Annotated in this window: 1 protein-coding gene; it reads left to right on the top strand. The window is 74.7% G+C overall.

All coding sequences use genetic code 11. The annotated features are described in order from the left end of the window. A partial coding sequence (dnaE, locus tag H5J33_RS32420; RefSeq protein ID WP_181798299.1) for a DNA polymerase III subunit alpha occupies positions 1-2,129 on the top strand: 2,129 nt, incomplete at both ends.

Genomic DNA, 2,129 nt, shown 5'->3' with positions numbered 1-2,129 from the left:
ACCGGCACCGGCCCCGGCTCGCTGCGGCTGGCGGCCCGTACCGTCGCCTTCGCCACCGAGCAGGGGGTGCGGCCGGTGCTCGGCAACGCCGTCCGGTACGCCGACCCCGGGCAGGGGCCGGTGGCCGACGTGCTGGACGCCGCCCGCCGCCTGGTGCCCATCGACCCCCGGCGGGAGCTGGACTCCGGCGAGGCCTGGCTGAAGGACGCCCCCGCCATGCTGGACGCCGCCGAGCGGATCGTGGAGGCCGCCGGATTCCGACGGGGGGCCGCCCACCGGCTGCTGGAGCAGACCCTGGCCACCGCCGCCGAGTGCCGGGTCGACCCCGAGGACGACCTGGGCCTGGGCAGCGTGCACTTCCCCGAGCCGCACCTCGTCGGCGCCGGCCGGCGCACCGCCCAGCGGGCGCTCGCCTCGCGGGCGGCGGCGGGCATGCTGCGGCTCGGCTACGGCGGGCGGCGCGCGTACTGGGAACGCATGCACCACGAGCTGGACATCATCGCCCACCACGGCTTCGCCTCCTACTTCCTGACGGTCGCCCAGGTGGTCGACGACGTCCGCGCGATGGGCATCCGGGTGGCCGCCCGCGGCTCCGGGGCCGGGTCGCTCGTCAACCACCTGCTCGGGATCGCGCACGCCGACCCGGTCGGGCACGGGCTGCTGATGGAACGCTTCCTGTCCAAGGAGCGGGTGGTGCTGCCGGACATCGACATCGACGTGGAGTCCGCGCGGCGGCTGGAGGTCTACCGGGCGATCATCGGCCGGTTCGGCGGCGAGCGGGTCGCGACCGTCGCCATGCCGGAGACCTACCGGGTCCGGCACGCCATCCGGGACGTGGGCGCCGCGCTGTCCATGGACCCGGCCGACATCGACCGGATCGCCAAGTCCTTCCCGCACATCCGGGCCCGCGACGCCCGCGCGGCCCTGGCGGAACTGCCCGAACTGCGGCGGCTCGCCGGGGAGAAGGAGAAGTACGGCAGGCTCTGGGAGCTGGTCGAGGCGCTCGACGCGCTGCCGCGCGGGGTCGCCATGCACCCGTGCGGGGTGCTGCTGTCCGACGCCTCCCTGCCCGCCCGTACGCCGGTGGTGCCGACCAGCGGCGAGGGGCTGCCCATGGCGCAGTTCGACAAGGAGGACGTGGAGGACCTCGGGCTGCTCAAGCTGGACGTCCTGGGGGTGCGGATGCAGTCGGCGATGGCGCACGCGGTCGCCGAGGTGGAGCGGGCGGCCGGGGAGCGGATCGACCTGGACGCGGTGGAGCCGGGCGACCCGGAGACCTACCGGCTGATCCGGTCCGCCGAGACGCTGGGCTGCTTCCAGATCGAGTCGCCCGGCCAGCGGGACCTGGTGGGCCGGCTCCAGCCGAGCACCTTCCACGACCTGGTCGTGGACATCTCGCTGTTCCGGCCCGGCCCCGTCGCCGCCGACATGGTCCGGCCGTTCATCGAGGCCCGGCACGGCCGGGCGCCGGTGCGCTATCCGCATCCGGACCTGGAGGAGCCGCTGAGGGAGACGTACGGCGTGGTCGTCTTCCACGAGCAGGTCATCGACATCGTCGCCATCATGACCGGCTGCGGGCGGGGCGAGGCCGACCGGGTGCGGCGCGGGCTGTCCGACCCCGACGCGCAGGGCCGGATCCGGGTGTGGTTCGCCCAGCGGGCGGCGGCCCGGGGGCACGACGCGGAGACGATCGCGCGTACCTGGGAGATCGTGGAGGCCTTCGGGTCGTACGGCTTCTGCAAGGCGCACGCCGTCGCCTTCGCCGTGCCCACCTACCAGTCGGCGTGGCTGAAGGCCCATCACCCGGCCGCCTTCTACGCCGGGCTGCTCACCCACGATCCGGGGATGTACCCGAAGCGGCTGCTGCTGGCCGACGCCCGGCGGCGCGGGGTGCCGATCCTGCCGCTGGACGTGAACGTCTCGGGGGTCGCCCATAGGATCGAACTGGTGTCCGAGTCGAAGGTGTGGGGGCTGCGGCTGGCGCTGTGCGACGTCCACGGCATCAGCGAGGCCGAGGCGCACCGGATCGCGGACGGACAGCCGTACTCCTCGCTGGTGGACTTCTGGGAGCGGGCCCGGCCGAGCCGTCCGCTGGCCCAGCGGCTCGCCCAGGTGGGCGCGCTGGACGC

This window comes from Streptomyces sp. WELS2, from assembly GCF_013870595.1.
Taxonomy (GTDB): domain Bacteria; phylum Actinomycetota; class Actinomycetes; order Streptomycetales; family Streptomycetaceae; genus Streptomyces.
The sequence above is the reverse complement of the archived record's forward strand: the minus strand, read 5'-3'. Positions and strand labels throughout refer to the sequence as shown.